This window comes from Mesorhizobium intechi, assembly GCF_002879535.1.
Lineage (GTDB): Bacteria > Pseudomonadota > Alphaproteobacteria > Rhizobiales > Rhizobiaceae > Mesorhizobium > Mesorhizobium intechi.
In genome coordinates, this window is record NZ_PNOT02000051.1 from 1 (window position 1) to 18960 (window position 18960).

Below are 18960 nucleotides of genomic sequence, written 5' to 3' on the forward strand. Positions count from 1 at the left end.
GTCAAGGAAGACATGGCAGCAGCGGCCAAATGGTACGAGAGATCGGCGGAACTCGGTTTCGCGCCGGCCGAATACCGCATCGGCAATTTCTATGAGAAGGGCATCGGCGTCGCCCGCGACATCAAGAAATCCAAGACCTGGTACCAGCTGGCAGCCGAGCAGGGCAATGCCAGCGCCATGCACAATCTGGCCGTGCTGTTCGCCATGGCCGCCGATGGCGTGACCGACAATGAATCGGCCGCGCACTGGTTCCAGGAGGCCGCCGATCTCGGCGTCAAGGACAGCCAGTTCAATCTCGGCATCCTCGCCGCCAAGGGCGTCGGCATGAAGCAGAACCTCGAGGAATCCTACAAATGGTTCGCGCTGGTCGCCAAGACCGGCGACAAGGACGCTGCCGCCAAGCGCGACGAGATCGCCAACGCGCTGCGGCCCGAACAGCTCGAGCGGGCACGCGCCGCGACCGAACTGTGGAAGGCCAAGCCGCTCAACGCGGCGACCAATTCGGCCGACATTCCCGAATCCTGGCAGGAAGGCACGCCGCAGACGACCGCCGGCATCGACATGAAGAAGGCGGTCAAGAACATCCAGCTCATCCTCAACAAGAACGGCTATGACGCCGGCGGCGCCGACGGCGTCATGGGTGAGAAGACCAAGAACGCGATCATCGCTTTCCAGACCGACAACAAGCTGCCGGCGACCGGTGCCGTCGATGAAAAACTGGTGCGGGCGCTGCTGGCGCGCAAATAACAGAGAAGCGTCGTTTCCACGACGCTCTTGCCACACATTTGCCTGTTAACTGATTGAGATACTTTTTGTTTCGGCGCGGCGGCGGGGTTTGACCGCGCCGGTGCAAGGAAAAATTGGCTTTTCGGTGCGAGACTGCCCAGAACGGCTGTATTCGCCGACAGGCAAACTGATCGAGACTGACGGGTGGGCATCTATCTCCCGATTGCGGAAATTTCCGTCAACGTCTTCGTGCTGCTGGCCATGGGCGCGGCGGTGGGCTTCCTGTCGGGCATGTTCGGCGTCGGCGGCGGATTTCTCATCACGCCGCTCCTGATCTTCTACAACATCCCCCCGGCGATCGCGGTCGCCACCGGCGCCAACCAGGTCATCGCCTCTTCCGTCTCCGGCGTGCTTTCGCACATGAAGCGGGGCACGCTCGACTTCAAGCTCGGCGGTGTGCTGCTGGCGGGCGGCATCATCGGCTCGACCGCCGGCATCTATGTCTTCGCCTTCCTGCGCCGGCTCGGCCAGCTCGACCTGTTCATCTCGCTGCTCTATGTCGTGCTGCTCGGCACGGTCGGCGGGCTGATGCTGGTCGAAAGCATCAATGCGCTGCGCGCCACACGCAGCGGCGCCGCGCCGGTGCTGAAGAAATCCGGCCAGCACAACTGGATCCACCGGCTGCCGCTGAAGATGCGCTTCAGGGCGTCGAAACTCTTCGTCAGCGTCATCCCGGTGCTCGGCCTTGGTGCCGGCATCGGCTTCCTATCGTCGATCATGGGTGTCGGCGGCGGCTTCATCATGGTGCCGGCGCTGATCTATCTGCTCAAGGTGCCGACCAATGTCGTTATCGGCACCTCGTTGTTCCAGATCATCTTCACGTCCGCCTACACCACGCTGGTTCACGCCACCACCAACCAGACCGTCGACGTCGTGCTTGCCTTCCTGTTGATGGCGGGCGGCGTCGCAGGCGCGCAATATGGTGCCAAGGCCGGCCAGAGGCTGCGTGGCGAGCAGCTCAGGGCGCTGCTGGCCTTGCTGGTGCTGGCTGTGGCGATCAGGCTGGCGATCGATCTTTTCGTCACCCCGCCCAATCTCTATTCGCTGTCCAGCGCGAGCCTCAACTGATGGCGGGCCCGAAAGCATTCGCAGCCGCCATCCTCCTGTCCCTGCTTGTTGCCGCGCCGGCGAAGGCACAGACGCCGCTGACGGAAGGCATCCAGATCGGTCTCTCCACCGACAATGTCTCGATCACCGCCGGTTTTTCCGGCGCCGACCTGACCATTTTCGGTTCACTGGAAAACCCCGACCCGCTGGTCGCCCGCCAGGGGCGCTACGACGTCATCGTCGTGCTCGAAGGGCCACCCAAGCCGGTGGTGGTGCGCCGCAAGGACCGGGTGCTCGGCGTCTGGGTCAATCTGGACTCCGAAACCTTCGAGAACGTGCCGGTCTCCTACTCGGTGGCGACGACGCGGCCGCTGCAGGACATCACCGAACCGAACAGCTACAAGCAGCTGTCGCTCGGCGCCTCCAACCTCTATATGCAGCCCGCAGACGCCGGCGACAACCCGGCGACGATCGAGGAATTCACCGCGGCGCTGCGCGAGCGCAAGGGCGCGGCCGGCCTCTACAGCGAGAATGTCGGCGGCGTGCAGTTCCTGTCGCAGAACCTGTTCCGCGCCACCGTGAGGCTGGCACCGAATGTACCGGTCGGCACCCACAAGGCCCGCGCGTTCCTGTTCAAGAGTGGCCTGTTCATCAAGGAGAGCTCGGCCCAACTCGAAATCCGCAAGTCCGGCTTCGAACAGTCGATCTTCCGGGTCGCCCACGACTACTCCTTCCTCTATGGCGTCTTCGCCATATCGCTGGCCATGCTGACGGGCTGGCTCGGCAGGCTGATCTTCCGCAAGGATTGAGCGGCCAAAAGGGGTTTCCCTTTCCCGCGTCATGCTATAGACCGCACCTCCCCGCCCAACGGGCAAGCACGCACAATTCAATTCGGCAGAGGCGTCCGGTCGTCCGGAACCACAGCGCACGCGTCTCCCGCGAGCGCCGATCCGCTGTCCGCCGCCAATGACAGGAGGCTGCCTTGCGACCAGCATTCGCCGGCATCGACTTCGGCACTTCGAACTCCACGGTCGGCGTGGTCCGCAACGGGCAGCCTCACCTCGTCGCCCTCGAAGGCGGCCAAGTCACGCTGCCCAGTGCGGTGTTCTTCAATTTCGAGGACGGCCGCATCTGTTTCGGCCGCCAGGCCATCGCCAACTACACCGACAGCGTGGAAGGCCGGCTGATGCGCTCGCTGAAGAGCGTGCTGGGCAGCTCGCTGGCGCATGAAAAGACGCGCATCAAGGCGCGCTCGATCGGCTTCATGGAGATCATCGGCCTGTTCCTCGGGCATCTCAGGAAGAAGCTTGAAGACGATGGCGGCGATCTGGTCGAGACCGTTGTGCTCGGCCGTCCGGTGCAGTTTGTCGATGACGACCCACAGGCCGACGCGAACGCGCAGAGCGACCTGGAAAAGGCCGCGCATGCCCAAGGCTTCAAGCACATCGCCTTCCAGTTCGAGCCGATCGCGGCTGCGCTCGACTACGAGCAGAGGGTGACGCGCGAGGAGCTGGCGCTGATCATCGACATGGGTGGCGGCACGTCTGACTTTTCAGTCGTGCGCGTCTCGCCTGAGCGTGCCCGACTGCCGGACCGCAAGGACGATATCCTGGCCAGGCGGGGCGTCCATATCGGCGGTACGGATTTCGACCGGCTGCTCAGCATTGCCCACGTGATGCCGCAGCTCGGCTATTTGACCCCGACCAAGGACGGCAAGCGCAATCTGCCGGCCAGCTACTTCGTCGATCTCGCGACCTGGCAGCGCATCAACCTGGTCTACACAGCCAAGGCGATGACGCATCTGCGCCAGATCCGTTACGAGGCCGCGCGCGCCGACCTGGTCGATCGTTTTATCCACATTGTGGAGCACCGCTATGGGCACGCTTTGGCGGCATTGGTGGAAAAGGCCAAGATAGAGTTGACCGACCTGTCATCGGCCGAAGTCGCGGTGAGACTATCCGACGTGGAGTTCGCGGCCGAAATCACGCGTGGCGGGCTAGACGCAACCATCGCCCGGGACATCGAGCGGGTTACGGCAACGGTGGCTGAGACCATGCGCGACGCGCAGGTCAAGCCGTCCGACATCACCGCGGTGTTCCTGACCGGCGGCTCGACCGCCATCCCGCTGGCAAGACGGGAAATCCTGGCGCTGGTGCCGCAGGCTTCAGTCATCGACGGCGACATGTTCGGCTCGGTCGGCCTTGGCCTGGCGCTGGATGCGCAGCGGAAGTTCGGCTGATCAGGCCGAACCGCTTCGGCTCGTCTCGGCGCCGAGATGCGCCTTGAGCGCCATCTGGGCCAGGCTTGCCTGGCGGTCGCGGTGGGTGATCATGGCGAAGTCGCGTTTGGGCAGTTCGAGCGGCACGGACCGCAGGCTGCCTTCGGCGACGGCGTGCCCGACGACGAGCTCCGAAATGATGGTGGCGCCGGCACCCGCCTCGACCGCCTGGCGAACCGCCTCGTTGCTTGGCAGCACCAGGAACACCTGCAGATCGGCTAGCGAAATCCCCTCGCGCCGCGCCAGATCCTCCAGCACTTCGCGCGTGCCCGACCCGCCTTCGCGGATGATCCAGCGCAGGCCCCTGATGTCGGGACGGCCCGGTGCGGTTTCGACGATCTCGGGATGTGACGCCGCGACCACCAGCATCAACCGGTCGGTGTCGACCTTGGCCCGACGCAATATGTCGGATTCGGTGCGCCCCTCGACCAGACCGAGATCGGCGGTCCCATCCAGCACGCTGGCCTCGACCTGCCTCGTGTTGCCGATGCTCACGCTCAGCCGCACCGCGGGATAGGCCTCGTGGAAGGACGCCAGCCGGCGCGGCAGCCAATAGCTGGCGATGGTCAGGCTGGCGGCGATGGAGAGGCTGCCGGCGACCGTCTGCGAGACATGTTCCAGCACATTGCGCGCGGCGGCGGCCCGCTCCAGCACCGCCTTTGCCTCCGGCAGGAACCGGTGGCCTGTCTGGGCAAGCTCGATGTTGCGGCCGACGCGGTTGAACAGATGGACGCCGTGCTGCTCTTCAAGCGAGCGGATGGCGGCCGATGCGGCCGACTGGGAGATACCCAAAAGCTCCGCCGCCTTGGTCATGTGGCCGCGCTCGGCGACGGCGACGAAAATGCGCAACTGATCCAGGGTCATGATGATATCAAGAACCAATATCGATCGAATTTACAAGAACAACTGATTAGACGGATCGATAGCTTCATTCTACATTTTCATGCGAAGTTAGGAAAAATTCGCCAGCGGATGGCAGAGACTAAAATGATCGGGCGCTTCAAGTCCCTTCTCGCGCATTGGACCCGCGGCATCCGCAGACGGCTGGCCGGCAATCGCTATCACCCGGAAGAGCACTACATGCGCGGCCCCGGGCCGAAGACGCGAGCCAAATCCGCCGGCCGCGCGGGCACATCCGGATCATGAGGCATCCACCGCCGCGCGGCGCGAATTCAGCACCATCGCAACGCCCGCTTGCCGACACACGCGCGCCCGATGAAGGCGACGGCGTGGACACCTCGCCTGGCATTTCCGACAGCATCGCCAAGACGACCTGCTATATGTGCGCCTGCCGCTGCGGTATCGACGTGCACATCAAGGACGGCAAGGTCCGCTACATCAACGGCAACAAGGACCATCCGGTCAATCGCGGCGTGATCTGCGGCAAGGGCAGCTCCGGCATCATGCAGCATTACAGCCCCGCCCGGCTGAGGAAGCCGCTGCTGCGCACCGGCCCGCGCGGCTCGGGCGTGTTCCGCGAGATCGAGTGGGAGGAGGCTTTTTCGATCGCGACGGAGCGGCTCTCGGCCATCCGTCGCACCGATCCGAAGAAGCTCGCCTTCTTCACTGGCCGCGACCAGTCGCAATCCTTGACCGGTTGGTGGGCGAGCCAGTTCGGCACGCCGAATTTCGCCGCCCATGGCGGCTTCTGTTCGGTCAACATGGCGGCCGGCGGGCTCTATTCGATCGGCGGCTCGTTCTGGGAGTTCGGCGAGCCCGACTGGGACAACACACGATATTTCATGCTGTTCGGCGTCGCCGAGGACCATGATTCCAACCCGATCAAGATCGGGCTGGGCAAGCTCAAAGCGCGCGGTGCCAAGGTGGTGTCGATCAACCCCTGCCGCACCGGCTACAACGCGATTGCCGACGACTGGGTCGGCATCCGGCCCGGTACGGACGGCCTGTTCGTGTTTGCGCTCATCCACGAATTGCTGAAGGCCGGCCGTGTCGATCTCGATTATTTGCTCCGCTACACCAACGCCCATGTCCTCGTGGTGCAGGAGCCTGGCACCTCAGACGACGGGCTGTTCGTCCGCGACGCCGGCGGCAATCCGCTGGCCTGGGACAGGGTGGCGAAGACCTTCGTCAAGGCAACCGACCCGGAAGCGAAGCCGGCGCTGACCGGGAACTTCGAAGTCGGCGGCCGCCGCTGCACGCCGGTTTTCCAATTGATCGCCGACCGCTATCTCGACGACTGCTATGCGCCGGATGCGGTGGCGGAACGTTGCGGCATTCGCGCCGATACGATCCGCCGGATCGCCGCCGAGCTTGCCCATGTCGCCTTCGAACAGACGATCGAACTGCCGATCGCATGGACCGACTGGGCCGGGCGCCGGCACGAGACGATCAAGGGCCGGCCGGTTTCGATGCATGCCATGCGCGGGATCTCAGCGCATTCGAACGGTTTTCACTCTTGCCGCGCCATCCACCTGCTGCAAGTGCTTCTGGGCACGGTGGATGTTCCCGGCGGCTTTCGCTTCAAGCCGCCCTATCCCCGTTCGGCGCCGCCGGGGCCGAAACCCGCCGGCAGGACGGTCAAGCCGATGACGCCGCTGGATGGCATGCCGCTTGGTTTCGTCTGCGGGCCGGACGACCTGCTGGTCGAAGAAGACGGCACGCCGACCCGCATTGACAAGGCCTACTCCTGGGACGCGCCGCTCGCCGCTCACGGGCTGATGCACACCGTCATCCGCAATGCCTGGGCCGGCGATCCCTACCCGATCGACACGCTGATGATGTACATGTCGAACATGGCCTGGAATTCCTCGATGAACACCGTCGAGACGATTCGTATGCTGACCGACCGCGACGAGGCGGGCAACTACAAGATCCCCTTCATCATCTATTCCGACGCCTATTATTCCGAGACAGTCCCGTTCGCCGACCTCGTGCTGCCGGATACCACCTATCTCGAACGGCATGATTGCATCAGCCTGCTCGACCGGCCGATCAGCCATGCCGACGGACCGGGCGATGCCATCCGCCATCCCGTCGTCGAGCCCGATCGCGACGTCAGGCCATTCCAGTCGGTGCTGATCGAACTGGGCGCCCGGCTCGGCCTGCCCGGTTTCGTCGACGAGGACGGATCGGCCAGATATGCCGACTATGCCGACTATATCGTCAACCACGAGCGCACACCGGGCATCGGACCGCTGGCCGGCTGGCGCGGCAAGGACGGGACGTCGATCGGCAAGGGCGAGGTCAATCCGAACCAGTTGCAGCGCTACATCGACAATGGCGGCTTCTGGCATCACGACTTCGCCGACAACCAGCGCTACTACAAGATGGCCAACCGCTCCTATCTGGATTTCGCGGTGCAGATGGGTTTCATCCATAAAGCCGAGCCGATCATCTTCCAGCTCTATTCCGAGCCGTTGCAGCGGTTTCGGCTCGCCGCACGCGGCCATGGCCGTGTGCTGCCGCCGGAGGCCGAGCGGCAGCGCATCGAGACCTACATGGATCCGCTGCCGTTCTGGTACATGCCGTTCGAGGAAGCGGTGGTCGACCTCGAAAAATACCCCCTGCACGCGCTGACGCAGCGGCCGATGCACATGTATCATTCCTGGGGAGCGCAGAATGCGTGGCTGCGGCAGATCACCAGCCAGAACCGGCTGTTCGTGCACCACCGGACCGGCGCCGGTCTCGGTCTCGTCGACGACGACTGGGTGTGGATCGAGAGCATCAACGGCAGAGTTAAGGGGCAGATCAAGCTGGTCGACGGGGTGAACGAAAGCACGGTCTGGACCTGGAACGCGATCGGCAAAAGGCGCGGCAGCTGGGGGCTGAAAGATGATGCCGCCGAGAGCAATCGCGGCTTCCTGCTCAACCATATCATCGGCGACCAGACCTCGGCCGACGCCCAGGGCAAACGCTATTCGAATTCCGATCCTGTCACCGGCCAGGCGGCGTGGTTCGACCTGCGCGTGCGCATCGTCAAATGCAGGGCGGAAGAGGCCGGCTTCACCGAGCCGCATTTCGAGCGTTTCAGCCAACCGGCGCATTTCGAGCCTTCGCCCGACATCCTTCGTTTCGGCGCCGAATTCCGCCGGACAAGAGAGGCCGCCGAATGACCTGCCTGCCCGCCCATACCGACAAGAAACTTGGTCTCGTCATCGACCTCGACACTTGCGTCGGCTGCCAGGCCTGCGTCACAGCCTGCAAGGAATGGAACACTGGCGGTCACATGGCGCCGCTGACCGACATCGACCCCTATGGCGGCCATGTCGACGGCGTCTGGTTCAACCGCGTGCACAGTTACGAGCACACGACAGAGATGGGCGGGCGCACCGTCAACTTCCCCCGCTCCTGCCTGCATTGCGAAACGCCGGCCTGCGTCACGGTCTGTCCCACCGGCGCTTCCTACAAGCGGGCCTCGGACGGCATCGTGCTGATCGACGCGGACAAGTGCATTGGCTGCAAATTGTGCAGCTGGGCATGCCCCTATGGCGCGCGCGAATTCGACACCGATGTCGGCGTGATGAAGAAATGCACGCTGTGCGTCGACCGCATCTACAACGATAATCTGGCCGAAGAAGACCGTGTGCCGGCCTGCGTCGCGGCTTGCCCGACCAGCGCTCGGCATTTCGGCGATCTCGGCGATCCTCGGTCCGCCGTCTCGCAGCTGGTTGCCGAGCGCGGCGGTGTCGACCTGATGCCGGAACTCGGCTATCGCCCGACCAACAAATATCTGCCGCCGCGCGCCCATACGCAGCGCGCCGCATCGGTGCCCGCGAAGCCACTGGAGCCGGTGCGGGCCGAAGGCGGCCTCCTCGGCTGGGTCGATCGCATGCTTTCGAACTGACCATGCATCCAGCCTTCTCCGTTGTCTTCTTCACCACCGCCACGGGCGCCGGCTACGGCCTGCTGGCGCTGTTCGGCGTGCTCGGTGGATTGCAGATCGTGCCGGCCGATTTCTGGCTCGGTTTCGTCGGCCTGGGGCTGGCGCTCGGCCTCATCGCGGCGGGATTGTTGTCCTCGACCGGCCATCTCGGCAGGCCGGAGCGCGCCTGGCGGGCGTTCTCGCAATGGCGCAGTTCCTGGCTGTCGCGCGAAGGCGTGGCCTCGGTCATCACCTTCATCCCGGCGGGACTGTTCGGGCTCGGCTGGGTGTTGTTGGGCCGCACTGGCGGCTGGGTGACCATTGCCGGATTGCTGGCCGCTATCGGTGCAATCGTCACCGTCTGCACCACCGGCATGATCTACGCGTCGCTGAAACCGATCGCCCAATGGCACAGCCGCTATACTTTGCCGGCCTATCTGATCTTCGCGGCCACGACCGGCAGCGTCCTGTTGAACGCGCTCCTGCAGAGTTTCGGCGTCGGCTCGGTGGCCGTTCTGGTATTGTCGCTGCTGGCCACTCTGGCCGGCTGGGGCTGGAAGCGCGCGACCTGGCGGCACAATGACCGTCTCGAAATCGCGACCACCGCCAACACCGCGACGGGTTTGGCCGGCGGCACGGTGCGATCGCTTGAATGGCCACATACCGAGGAAAACTACCTGCTCAAGGAAATGGGCTTCCGCATCGCGCGCAAGCACAGTGCGAAACTTCGCATGCTGGCGCAGGCACTGGCCTTCGCCCTGCCCGTCCTGCTGCTCGCGGCCACCTTCGCCTTACCCTGGCCCGTTGCGGCGATCCCGTCGGTCCTCGCCGCGATCGTCCAGTTCGCCGGGATGCTGGTCGAGCGCTGGCTGTTCTTCGCCGAGGCAAAGCACACGGTCGCGCTTTATTATGGGCGATAGGACAGCTGAAAATGACTTCCGCCAGTTCCCTGGACGACAGTAAAATTCGGCATTATTGTTGACAGCGGAGTCGATACTATCCTTTAAATTCAGAACGCTCCAGTTCTCTATGCGTAGTTCACGGTGATGAATCTTTCTGCCTTCCTCTCTCCGACCTATCTCGCACGCGGCTTGTTTGCCGCATGTATGTTTATCCTTGCACCCTGCAACTTAATAGCAGGCGCGCTCGAAGCCGAAGCCGCCTTTAAAGCGAATAATTATTCAGAAGCGTACAAAGAATGGAAGGCTCTCGCCCAAAGGGTGATGCCATTGCCCAATTTAACGTCGGATTTCTGTATTCCAGGGGACTTGGTGTTCCACTGGATTATTCCAAAGCTGCCGAATGGTGGGGTAAGGCGGTGGATCAAGACATGGCAGTGGCCGAGTTGAAACTTGGACTTTTGTACTCCTGGGGCAAAGGCGTTCAGCAGGATGATTCCAAAGCGGCGGAGCTATGGCGCAAGGCGGCGATCCAAGGTTTGCCCGAAGCTCAGCAGTATCTTGGATACGCGTATTTTTCTGGGACGGGAGTGCCCAAAAGTGGTTCCGATGCGGTACTTTGGTTAAACAAAGCAGCTGAGCAAGGTAATGTTGCCGCGCAAATTAATTTGGGCGTTGCTTACCTGACCGGCGAGATTGTAGATAAGAACCCCAAGCTAGCCTTCTATTGGTACGAAAAGGCTGCGCAACTGAATGACAGCAAGGCGCAATTCAACGTGGCTTTGATGTATCTCAAAGGTGTTGGGGTTGAGCAGAATGATGACCTTGCCATCCAATGGTTAAAGCGCTCGGCAGCGCAGGGATACCGCGGCGCGGAAGAAGCGCTCGACCGCATTCATGCTGCGCTTAAGAAGACGTGAGCTTCAGGCGGCGGCCCCTCAACCCGGCCGCAGCATCGAACCCGAGATGGCAAAGATGCGGTCGGTGCCAAGCATATAGGCCATCAGCGATTCCAGGCGGAACAGCCCGGCATAGGCGCGATCGAGCACGTTGAGCGAACCGGTATAGGAGCCGAAGGCCGGCATGATCATGCGTCCGCCGTCACCGGCAAAGCAGCGCCGACGCACCGAACGGCCGCGCTGCACGATGCGCGCGCAGGGATGGAGATGGCCCGCGATCTCGCCCTCGACGCGCACTTTCGACGGTTCATGCCGGAACAGCAGCGAACCTATGGCCAATTCCCGCACCGTTTCACCGGGAAGATCGGCCGGCGCCTCCGGATCGTGATTGCCGGCGACCCAGAACCAGTCACGACCCACCATCAGCGCTTCCAGCCGCTCGCGAAAACTCGCATGCATGCGCTCGGCGCCGCCGCCATCATGAAAGGAGTCGCCAAGGCTGATGACGATCGACGGCTGGTAGTCGGATATGACGGCCTGCAGTCTGAGCAAGGTCGCGCCGGTGTCATAGGGCGGGATCAGCATACCGCGCCTTGCCAGCGAGGAGCCTTTTTCCAGATGCAGGTCGGAGACCGCCAACAGCCTGAGTTCGGGAAAATAGAGCACACCGCGCGGATCGCAGAGCGCACGCTCGCCGGCGATGCCTATCATATCGGCCTCGGTGATCAGCGACGTACGCGCCAGCGAAAAATTCATCCCTCACTCATTTCCGGCCCCATGGCCTCCTCGACCAAAGTCGCCGCATCCATCAGCAGTGTTTCATCGGCTTCGCCGTTCACCGGCATCTTGCCGATCTCGAGCATGATCGGCACGGCCAAAGGCGAAATCTGCTCCAGATTCTTATGCATGATTCGACCCTGGACGCGCGAGAGCATGTCGGCAAGTCTGCTGACATCGAGCAGACCGGCCGCCGCATCGGCACGCGTCGCCTGCAGCAGGATATGGTCCGGCTCATGGCTGCGCAGCACATCGTAGATCAGATCGGTCGATACGGTGACCTGACGACCGCTCTTCTCCTGGCCCGGATGGCGCTTCTCGATCAACCCCGAAATCAGCGCGCAATTGCGGAAGGTGCGCTTGAGAAGCCAGCTGTCGGCCAGCCAGGCTTCGAGGTCGTCGCCCAGCATGTCCTCGTCGAACAATGCGCCGAGAGACGGTTTCCTGGCTTTGAACATCGCGCCCATGTCGCCCAGCGACCATACGGCAAGCGCGTAATCTGTGGCGACAAAGCCAAGCGGCCTGGCGCCTGCCCTGTCGAGGCGCCGGGTCAGCAACATGCCGAGCGTCTGGTGGGCCAGCCTGCCTTCAAAGGGATAAGCGACCAGATAGTAGCGGTTGCCGCGTGGAAAGGTTTCGATCAGCAGGTCATCGCGTTTGGGCAGAACCGATTTATCGGCCTGGAATTGCAGCCAGTCGGCCACCTGCTCCGGCAGCTTCTTCCAGCGCCGCGGATCGTCCAGCATCATGCGGACCTGCTCGGCAAGGTAGGTCGAAAGCGGGAACTTGCCGCCGCCATAGTAGGGCACCTTGGCGTCGCTGCCGGGCGCGTTCGACACGAGGCATTCATTCTCACGAATGCCTTCGAAGCGAAGCACTTTGCCGGCGAACATGAAGGTGTCGCCATGCGTCAGCGTTTCGAGGAAGGCCTCCTCGATCTTGCCAAGAACGGCGCCGCCGCGTGTAGCCGAGCCTTTGCTGCCTGCCTTGACGTAACGCACGTTGAGCGCCGGCACTTCGATGATGGTGCCGACATTCAGCCGGTATTGCTGAGCCACGCGCGGATTGGAGACGCGCCACAACCCGTCCTTGTTCAGGCGGATGCGAGCATAGCGCTCGTAATTCTTCAGCGCGTAGCCGCCGGTGGCGACGAAGTCGATGACGCGGTCGAAGGTCGGCCGGTCGAGACTTGCGTAGGGTGCTGCCGTTCGCACTTCCTCGAACAGATCGTCGGCACGGAACGGCGCGCCGCAGGCGCAGCCGAGCACATGCTGCGCCAGCACATCGAGGCCGCCATCGACCAGCGGCGGCGTGTCCTGCGCGCCAAGATAGTTGGCATCGAGGGCAGCCCGGCATTCGAGCACCTCGAAACGGTTGGCAGGGATCAAGATCGCCTTGGAGGGTTCGTCCATCCGGTGGTTGGCACGGCCAATGCGCTGCGCCAACCGGCTGGCGCCCTTCGGCGCACCGACATGCACGACCAGATCGACGTCGCCCCAGTCGATGCCGAGATCGAGCGTCGAAGTGGCGACGATAGCACGCAGCGCGTTCTCGCCCATCGCCTTCTCGACGCGCCGCCGCTGGCCGACATCGAGAGAGCCGTGATGAAGCGCGATAGGCAAGGTGTCCTCATTGACCCGCCACAATTCCTGGAAAAGCAGCTCCGCCTGGCTGCGGGTGTTGACGAACAGCAGGGTCGTTTTGTGGCGCTTGATCTCGCGGTAGATCTCCGGCGTGGCATAGCGCGCCGAATGCCCCGCCCACGGTACACGCTCTTCGGAATCGAGAATGGAGATTTCGGGTTTCGCGCCTCCCGTGACGACGATCAGCTCGGACATATCACCCGGCGGATTCTGGCTGACCAGCCAGCGCCGCAACTCGTCCGGCTCGGCCACCGTCGCCGACAGACCGATGGTCTGCAGGCCGGGGACAAAGCTGCGCAGCCGCGCCAGCCCGAGCGCCAGCAGATGGCCGCGTTTCGACGTCACCAGCGAATGCAATTCGTCGAGAACGACATAGCGCAAATCCTCGAAGAAGCGCCTGGCATCGCCTGCTGCGATTAGCAGTGCCAGTTGCTCGGGTGTGGTGAGCAGGATGTCGGGCGGCACCAGCTTCTGCCGCTGGCGCTTGTGGGAGGGCGTGTCGCCGGTGCGCGTCTCGATGGTCACAGGCAGACCGATCTCTTCCACCGGCTTGGCGAGATTGCGCTCGATGTCGACCGCCAGCGCCTTGAGCGGCGAGATGTAGAGCGTGTGGATGCCGCGATGCGCCTGCCCCGGCTTCCGCCTTGGCCTCACCGCCAGTTCGGTCAGCGACGGCAGGAAGCCGGCCAGCGTCTTGCCGGCTCCGGTTGGCGCGATCAGCAGCACCGATTGGCCGCTTTGAGCCTTCGCCAACAATTCGATCTGATGGGCGCGCGGCGACCAGCCTTTCTCGCCGAACCATCTGAGGAATGGTTCGGGCAGGGCAATGGCGGCATTCTGCTCGGCAAGGCGCGGCTCAACTGTCACGCGCCAGAGGTAGCGCGGCTAGGGGCGATCGCCAAGGAAAATCGGAACAAAAGGGGATCGCAGCGCTCCTCGCCCCGTTCAAGGGGAGCGGATGCGGCAGGCCTTTAAGGGGCAGCACTGACTGTTCAAAACTTCGCGCTGCCCTCATCCGCCCTTCGGGTACCTTCTCCCGTATAGTGACCGGGAGAAGGAAAGGTCATGGCCTGCGAAACCCGGTCGGGCCGCCATAGAGGTAGCCGATGCGGGCGATGGCCTCCTTCAGTCCTTCGAGCGAGACCAGCATGGTGTGGCCGTTGGCATGAATCATGGTCTTAGCGTCGGCCATGACAGCGACATGGCCTTTCCAGAAGACGAGGTCGCCGCGGCGCAACCCGGCATAATCCGGACCCGGTTCGAGCGGCTCACCGATGCTTGCCGCCTGCATGTCGGAGTCGCGCAGCACGTTTTTGCCCGCCATGCGCATCGCCAGTTGCACCAGGCCGGAACAGTCGATGCCGAAACCGGACGCGCCGCCCCACAGATAGGGTGTGCCAAGAAACGTCTCGGCGACCGCGACATAGTCGGCGGCAATTTGTCCGATTGGCCTGAGGTGACCAGCAATGATCGCTTCGCCCGATGGCAGGACGGCGTAGTGTGTACCGCGCGTCTCGGCGGCGGCCGTCACCGTCACCGTCGACCCCATCGACAGCTGTCCCGCGATCGGAAAGCGCAGATCCGGACCGGGGTACAGGAAGGTGCGGGGCACCGAGACGACATGGGTGGGCGCGTGGTCACGTCCGCCTAGCTCAGTTGCCGCGACGTAGCCGACATAGCCGTCGCGTTCGGCCTGGATCCAGGCCCAGCCTTCGGCATCCTCGAAAACCAGCACATCGTCGCCGAACAAGGCTTGCGTGTTGACGCCGGCATCCGCACGCGGCGCCTTGCGGATGTCGGCCACCGAGGCCGAAATCCGCGCCGGCCTGCCGGCGACAAAACGCTCGGCAGAAACCTCGCCTTTCAGCCTCGCATCGGCAAGGTCGGAACGGAAGGCGTGGAGACGGGCATCGTGAGCAGTCAAAATCGGTAACCCTGTTGTATGGGCGGAACGGTCAGATCGGCAGTTCGTGGGCCTTGGCGATGATACCATCGCCGAAGCGCTCGACAAAGAGCGCGCCCTCGACCGTGCGCTTGATCAGCACGTTGCGCTTGTCGAGTTCGTCGCGATGGCGCGACACCAGCTTCAGCGCGCCCATCGTGTCGAGCGCGCGGGTGATCACCGGCTTGGTGACGTTGAGCCGGGCGGCCAGCCCGCGCACCGTGTGCGGCGGCGGATCGAGATAGATGGTGAACAGGATCGCCGTCTGGCGCATGGTCAGGTCAGGCGCATCGTCGCGCACCTGCGACAGCATCACCTGCTGCCACAGTCGCAAGGCCTGGCTCGGGCGCATCGCAATCGACATCGCGCCAGCATGACGGCAAATTGTTTCGGTTCCGTTTCAGTTTTGGCGATTTGCCGGCTCTGCCACCCCGTCAGCCAAAGCGTGTCGAGATGACCCGCTCCAGCGCGCGAATGCCTTGCGCCTCGCCGCCGGCAGGCCCATGCGGGCGATCGGCGGGGTTCCAGGCAAAGATGTCGAAATGCGCCCAGCTTGCCGTCTTCTCGACAAAGCGCTTGAGGAACAGCGCCGCGGTGATCGAACCGGCGAAACCGTCCGTGGTGACATTGTTGATGTCGGCGATCTTCGACGACAGTTTGGCATCGTAGGGCCGCCACAGCGGCAAGCGCCACAGCGGATCCTCGACCGCCAGCGACGCCGCAGCGAGGTCCGAGGCCAGCGCCTCGTCGCCGGTATAGAAAGGCGGCAGATCCGGGCCAAGCGCCACACGGGCCGCTCCGGTCAGTGTCGCCATGTCGACCAGCAAATGCGGCTCCTCGTCATCGGCCAGCGCCAGCGCGTCGCCGAGCACGAGCCGGCCTTCGGCGTCGGTGTTTCCGATCTCGACAGTAATGCCCTTGCGGCTCGCCAGCACGTCGCCCGGTCTGAAAGCATTGCCGGCTATCGAGTTCTCGACCGCCGGGATCAGCACGCGCAGCCGCAGGTTCAACCCGGCCGCCATGATCATCGAGGCCAGGCCAAGCACATTGGCGGCGCCGCCCATATCCTTCTTCATCAAGAGCATGCCGGATGACGGCTTGATGTCGAGACCGCCCGTGTCGAAGCAGACGCCCTTGCCGACCAGGGTCACCTTCGGCGCGCCCGGTTGCCCCCAGATCATGTCGATCAGACGCGGCGCACCGGATGAAGCACGGCCCACGGCGTGGATCATCGGGAAGTTCTGACTCAGCAGTTCGTCGCCCTTGATGACGGAGACTTCGGCCTTGTGAGCCGCGGCCAAGGTGCGCACCGCCTTCTCCAGATCATCCGGTCCCATGTCGCTGGTCGGTGTGTTGACCAGATCGCGGGCCAGGAAGACGCCATCGGCGATGCGGCGAACGCGCGCCGCGTCGACGCCGTCCGGCACGTCGAAACGCAAGGCCTTACCCGGCTTCTTGCCGTAACGGGTAAAGACATAGCCGCCTAGCGCCAGCGCGATCGCCGCGAGTTCCGGCTCGGCAGGAATGGAGGCGAAATGCCAGTCGCCTTCCGGCAGGGTTTTCGACAGTGCACCGAGCGCGAGTGCGCCTTCGCCTTCGCCGGTGCCGAACAGCGCGCCGGCAAGTGCGCCGTTTTCGCCGGGCACGGCGAGCGTCCTGCCTGCCTCGCCGGCAAAGCCGTTGGCCTTGGCCCATGCGAGCGCAGATGGCGCAAGGCCCGCCGCCTCCAGGCCGTCACGGGCCACCAGATGCACCGGCAGCGCACCTTGCAATTTCGTCTCGACGAGTTCCACAGGCATTCGATGTTCTCTCCTGCCGACCCTTCGCGAGTCGGCGTTTCTTAACCCTCCGTTAGGGTTAACAGAATATTTCTGCGGGAGGGAAGATGGCCACGCAATGGCCGCGCGCACGAATGGAGGCCTAGGTGTCGATGCCGACCAACCGCACAGTGAATGCCAGAGGAAAATGGGTCGTCACCACCGCCCTCATGCTGGCGCTCGCCGCGGGCGTCGCCGGATGCGGAACCAGCAGGATGACTACCGGCTCGATCGAGCGCAGCAGCGGCAAGCCGCTGGAGAGCATGTCGGCGGGAGAGGTGCACAATGCCACGGCCGCCCTCGGCCAGTCCTACTCCAGGAATCCCAACGACAAGCGAATCGCAACCAACTTCGCGGCCGCGCTGCAGATGGACGGCGATGCCGACCAGTCGCTTGCCGTGATGCGCAAACTGGCCATCGCCTATCCCAAGGATCGCGACGTGCTCGCCGCCTATGGCAAGGCGCTGGCCGCCAATGGCCAGTTCGAGGCAGCGCTCGACGCCGTGCGCCGTGCACAGACGCCTGAATATCCCGACTGGAAGCTGGTGTCGGCGGAAGCGGCTATCCTCGATCAGCTCGGCCAGAAAGACGATGCGCGCCAGCTCTACCGCAAGGCGCTCGAACTCAAGCCGAACGAGCCCTCGGTTCTCTCCAATCTCGGCATGTCCTATGTGCTGGAAGGAGATCTGCGCACCGCGGAAACCTATATGCGTTCGGCCGCCCAGCAGCCCAACGCCGACAGCCGCGTGCGCCAGAACCTGGCGCTGGTCGTCGGTCTGCAGGGCCGCTTCGACGAAGCCGAGAAGATCGCCTCGCAGGAGCTGTCGCCCGAGCAGGCTCAGGCCAATGTCGCTTATCTCAGGCAGATGCTTGCGCAACAGAATGCCTGGAGGCAGCTCAAGGATCAGGACAAGCCGAAGACGGCAACCAACTGAGGCGACGATCTACAAAGGCCCCGATCGAACGAAGAAGCCGCGCTGCGTTCAGCGCGGCTTCTTCGTTTGTCTCCGCGTGCCCCGACGCTACTTGGCCGATGAAGACGGATGATCGGTGCCGAAGATGCCGCGCTGGCTGACCTGGATGCCGGCCGGACCCAGGATGATGGCGAAAAGCACCGGCAGGAAGAACAGGATCATCGGCACGGTGAGCTTGGGCGGCAAGGCGGCGGCCTTCTTCTCGGCGGCATTCATGCGCTGGTCCCGGCTTTCGGCGGCAAGCACGCGCAATGCGTGCGCCACCGGCGTGCCGTAGCGTTCGGCCTGTACGAGCGCCTGCGACACCGATTTGACCGATTCCAGACCGGTACGGTTCGCAAGATTCTCATAGGCCTGCTTGCGTTCCTGCAGATAGGAGAGCTCGGCGTTCGTCAGGATGAATTCTTCCGCCAGAGCCACCGACTGCGCGCCGATCTCGTCAGCGACCTTGCGGAGCGCTGCTTCCACCGACATGCCAGACTCCACGCAGATCAGCATCAGGTCGAGCGCATCCGGCCACGCCATCTGGATCGACTGCTTGCGCTTGGTGGCGCGATTGTTGACATAGACGACCGGCGCGTAGAAGCCGCCATAGGCGACCAGGATGCAGACGAACAGCCGGATGACCAGGGGTTTGTCGGGCAGTCCTCCGAGCACGAATATGTAGACCAGCCCCAGCGCGAAGCCGACAAAGGGCAGAACGAGGCGGAAGAAAAGGAAACGCGTCAGCGGGTTCTGCCCGCGAAAGCCGGCGACCTTGAGCTTCTGCAAGGTGCTCTCGTCGGCCAGCGCGCGCCGCAGGTCGAGTCGATCGACGATGTTGCGCATGCCGACTGACTGTTGCTCGCGCAGGCCCTTGCGGCGGCGATCGGCCTCGCTCGCGAGCCTTGCGCGCTGCTTGGCGCGAAGCTCGTCGCGCTCCAGCGCGACCGACTTCATGCGAGCCTTGAGCTGGTTTCCGCCGAATGCCGGCAGCAATGTAAAGACCGTCGCGAAGACGGCGATGGCGACCAGCAGCGCGATCAGTAGGCTGGGGTCCGTCAGTGATTTGATGACTTGTTCGGTCATGCCGCTGC

At 63.6% G+C, this 18960-nt stretch carries 17 protein-coding genes; 10 read left to right on the forward strand and 7 right to left on the reverse strand.

Annotated features, from left to right (window positions below; all coding sequences use genetic code 11):
- From C1D09_RS04735 to C1D09_RS04750, 4 genes are all read left to right on the forward strand, one after another.
- The coding region (locus C1D09_RS04735; RefSeq protein WP_143973226.1) for an SEL1-like repeat protein at positions 1 to 747 on the forward strand (747 nt) is incomplete at its 5' end.
- A 183-nt stretch (positions 748 to 930) separates the two neighbouring features.
- Entirely contained in the window at positions 931 to 1854 is a 924-nt protein-coding gene (locus C1D09_RS04740) for a sulfite exporter TauE/SafE family protein (RefSeq protein WP_143973227.1), read from the forward strand.
- Positions 1854 to 2642 carry a TIGR02186 family protein gene (locus C1D09_RS04745; protein ID WP_143973228.1) on the forward strand — a complete coding sequence of 263 codons (789 nt, stop codon included), beginning with the start codon at positions 1854 to 1856 and terminating at the stop codon, positions 2640 to 2642. The genes C1D09_RS04740 and C1D09_RS04745 overlap by 1 nt, the downstream gene beginning before the upstream one ends.
- Positions 2643 to 2815: 173 nt before the next feature.
- On the forward strand, positions 2816 to 4072 hold the full coding sequence (locus tag C1D09_RS04750; RefSeq protein WP_143973229.1) for an Hsp70 family protein: 1257 nt from the start codon (positions 2816 to 2818) through the stop codon (positions 4070 to 4072).
- Here C1D09_RS04750 and C1D09_RS04755 read toward each other — a convergent pair whose 3' ends face one another.
- The gene (locus tag C1D09_RS04755) at positions 4073 to 4975 is read right to left on the reverse strand and encodes a LysR family transcriptional regulator (RefSeq protein ID WP_143973230.1); all 903 of its coding nucleotides are present in this window, start codon (positions 4973 to 4975) and stop codon (positions 4073 to 4075) included.
- A gap of 123 nt (positions 4976 to 5098) precedes the next feature.
- On the opposite strand from C1D09_RS04755, the gene C1D09_RS33040 reads away from it, so the two are divergent.
- The 5 genes from C1D09_RS33040 (at position 5099) to C1D09_RS04780 (ending at position 10752) form a co-directional block, all read left to right on the forward strand.
- Positions 5099 to 5257: a hypothetical protein gene (locus C1D09_RS33040; protein WP_167514492.1), complete on the forward strand. Its 159-nt coding sequence runs from the start codon at positions 5099 to 5101 to the stop codon at positions 5255 to 5257.
- The gene (locus C1D09_RS04765; protein ID WP_143973232.1) at positions 5254 to 8184 is read left to right on the forward strand and encodes a molybdopterin oxidoreductase family protein; all 2931 of its coding nucleotides are present in this window, start codon (positions 5254 to 5256) and stop codon (positions 8182 to 8184) included. Before C1D09_RS33040 ends, C1D09_RS04765 begins: the two co-directional genes overlap by 4 nt.
- Positions 8181 to 8915 carry a 4Fe-4S dicluster domain-containing protein gene (locus tag C1D09_RS04770; RefSeq protein ID WP_143973233.1) on the forward strand — a complete coding sequence of 245 codons (735 nt, stop codon included), beginning with the start codon at positions 8181 to 8183 and terminating at the stop codon, positions 8913 to 8915. The genes C1D09_RS04765 and C1D09_RS04770 overlap by 4 nt, the downstream gene beginning before the upstream one ends.
- A 2-nt stretch (positions 8916 to 8917) precedes the next feature.
- On the forward strand, positions 8918 to 9853 hold the full coding sequence (locus C1D09_RS04775) for a dimethyl sulfoxide reductase anchor subunit family protein (RefSeq protein ID WP_143973234.1): 936 nt from the start codon (positions 8918 to 8920) through the stop codon (positions 9851 to 9853).
- Positions 9854 to 10131: 278 nt separating this feature from the next.
- Positions 10132 to 10752 (forward strand): tetratricopeptide repeat protein, encoded by a 621-nt coding sequence (locus C1D09_RS04780; protein WP_143973235.1) that lies wholly within the window; start codon positions 10132 to 10134, stop codon positions 10750 to 10752.
- A gap of 18 nt (positions 10753 to 10770) precedes the next feature.
- On the opposite strand, the gene pdeM is transcribed toward C1D09_RS04780, so the two are convergent.
- The 5 genes from pdeM to C1D09_RS04805 form a co-directional block, all read right to left on the reverse strand.
- Positions 10771 to 11487, reverse strand: coding sequence for a ligase-associated DNA damage response endonuclease PdeM (pdeM, locus tag C1D09_RS04785; protein WP_143973236.1), 717 nt, complete (start codon positions 11485 to 11487; stop codon positions 10771 to 10773).
- Positions 11484 to 14018: a ligase-associated DNA damage response DEXH box helicase gene (locus C1D09_RS04790; RefSeq protein ID WP_143973237.1), complete on the reverse strand. Its 2535-nt coding sequence runs from the start codon at positions 14016 to 14018 to the stop codon at positions 11484 to 11486. The genes pdeM and C1D09_RS04790 overlap by 4 nt, the downstream gene beginning before the upstream one ends.
- Positions 14019 to 14214: 196 nt before the next feature.
- The gene (locus C1D09_RS04795) at positions 14215 to 15075 is read right to left on the reverse strand and encodes a C40 family peptidase (protein WP_143973238.1); all 861 of its coding nucleotides are present in this window, start codon (positions 15073 to 15075) and stop codon (positions 14215 to 14217) included.
- 31 nt (positions 15076 to 15106) lie between these two features.
- Positions 15107 to 15457, reverse strand: a complete 351-nt coding sequence (locus tag C1D09_RS04800) for a MarR family winged helix-turn-helix transcriptional regulator (RefSeq protein ID WP_096453375.1) — start codon at positions 15455 to 15457, stop codon at positions 15107 to 15109.
- A gap of 70 nt (positions 15458 to 15527) precedes the next feature.
- On the reverse strand, positions 15528 to 16892 hold the full coding sequence (locus C1D09_RS04805) for a leucyl aminopeptidase family protein (RefSeq protein ID WP_143973239.1): 1365 nt from the start codon (positions 16890 to 16892) through the stop codon (positions 15528 to 15530).
- 131 nt (positions 16893 to 17023) lie between these two features.
- On the opposite strand from C1D09_RS04805, the gene C1D09_RS04810 reads away from it, so the two are divergent.
- Positions 17024 to 17845, forward strand: a complete 822-nt coding sequence (locus C1D09_RS04810) for a tetratricopeptide repeat protein (protein ID WP_143973257.1) — start codon at positions 17024 to 17026, stop codon at positions 17843 to 17845.
- Positions 17846 to 17932: 87 nt separating this feature from the next.
- On the opposite strand, the gene C1D09_RS04815 is transcribed toward C1D09_RS04810, so the two are convergent.
- Positions 17933 to 18952, reverse strand: coding sequence for a type II secretion system F family protein (locus tag C1D09_RS04815; RefSeq protein WP_010913358.1), 1020 nt, complete (start codon positions 18950 to 18952; stop codon positions 17933 to 17935).
- Between the last annotated feature and the right edge of the window lie 8 nt (positions 18953 to 18960).

Excerpts from the sequence above, each read along its gene's own strand:
- C1D09_RS04745 (WP_143973228.1), top strand. The coding sequence starts at position 1,854 with ATGGCGGGCCCGAAAGCATTCGCAGCCGCCATCCTCCTGTCCCTGCTT.
- C1D09_RS04755 (WP_143973230.1), bottom strand. The coding sequence starts at position 4,975 with ATGACCCTGGATCAGTTGCGCATTTTCGTCGCCGTCGCCGAGCGCGGC.
- C1D09_RS33040 (WP_167514492.1), top strand. The coding sequence starts at position 5,099 with ATGATCGGGCGCTTCAAGTCCCTTCTCGCGCATTGGACCCGCGGCATC.
- C1D09_RS04765 (WP_143973232.1), top strand. The coding sequence starts at position 5,254 with ATGAGGCATCCACCGCCGCGCGGCGCGAATTCAGCACCATCGCAACGC.
- C1D09_RS04770 (WP_143973233.1), top strand. The coding sequence starts at position 8,181 with ATGACCTGCCTGCCCGCCCATACCGACAAGAAACTTGGTCTCGTCATC.
- C1D09_RS04775 (WP_143973234.1), top strand. The coding sequence starts at position 8,918 with ATGCATCCAGCCTTCTCCGTTGTCTTCTTCACCACCGCCACGGGCGCC.
- C1D09_RS04780 (WP_143973235.1), top strand. The coding sequence starts at position 10,132 with ATGGAAGGCTCTCGCCCAAAGGGTGATGCCATTGCCCAATTTAACGTC.
- pdeM (WP_143973236.1), bottom strand. The coding sequence starts at position 11,487 with ATGAATTTTTCGCTGGCGCGTACGTCGCTGATCACCGAGGCCGATATG.
- C1D09_RS04800 (WP_096453375.1), bottom strand. The coding sequence starts at position 15,457 with ATGTCGATTGCGATGCGCCCGAGCCAGGCCTTGCGACTGTGGCAGCAG.
- C1D09_RS04805 (WP_143973239.1), bottom strand. The coding sequence starts at position 16,892 with ATGCCTGTGGAACTCGTCGAGACGAAATTGCAAGGTGCGCTGCCGGTG.
- C1D09_RS04810 (WP_143973257.1), top strand. The coding sequence starts at position 17,024 with ATGCCGACCAACCGCACAGTGAATGCCAGAGGAAAATGGGTCGTCACC.
- C1D09_RS04815 (WP_010913358.1), bottom strand. The coding sequence starts at position 18,952 with ATGACCGAACAAGTCATCAAATCACTGACGGACCCCAGCCTACTGATC.